This is a genomic window from Vibrio sp. 10N.222.48.A3, assembly GCF_041475345.1.
In the GTDB taxonomy this organism is placed as follows: Bacteria; Pseudomonadota; Gammaproteobacteria; order Enterobacterales; family Vibrionaceae; genus Vibrio; species Vibrio tasmaniensis_A.
On sequence record NZ_JBFRVX010001724.1, the window covers coordinates 1 to 453 of the forward strand.

Genomic DNA, 453 nt, shown 5'->3' on the forward strand with positions numbered 1-453 from the left:
ATTATACAGTAAACCACCACCAAGGCTTGGGCTTAGCTCATTTGGTTCGATTAATTGAACAATTCCAAGGAACGCTGACAATCGCTTCTGGAAGATGCCTCTTAAATATCAATGAAGATGGTGAAAGAGTACAAGAAACGCTTCCAACTTATTGGAAAGGCGTTGCAATAAGCTGTAAATTTAAGCTATCTTTACTTTGTGAAGAGATAAACGATACAGTCGATGAACAACTCTTAGCGTTGATGGAACAACTCAGGGGGGGATGATAATGAAAACTAAAATAGCAATAAATAAAAGTGATTTAGCTTCAAGAAGAACAGCCTCGGTAGAACGTAAGGCTCTTGAAGAAGCAATACTGTTTGGCGATGCAGTTGAAGTAGATCTAGAGTCCGTCAACTCCATATCTGAATCATATTCCGATGAGCTTTTCGGCGTATTAGTGGCCAAGCATGG

1 protein-coding gene and 1 pseudogene are annotated in these 453 nt (G+C 39.7%); both read left to right on the forward strand.

The window, feature by feature from the left end; translation table 11 throughout:
• Positions 1-266, forward strand: a pseudogene (locus AB4653_RS28620) (hypothetical protein); the annotation flags it as partial.
• Positions 267-268: 2 nt separating this feature from the next.
• A partial coding sequence (locus tag AB4653_RS28625; protein WP_372106024.1) for an STAS-like domain-containing protein occupies positions 269-453 on the forward strand: 185 nt, incomplete at its 3' end.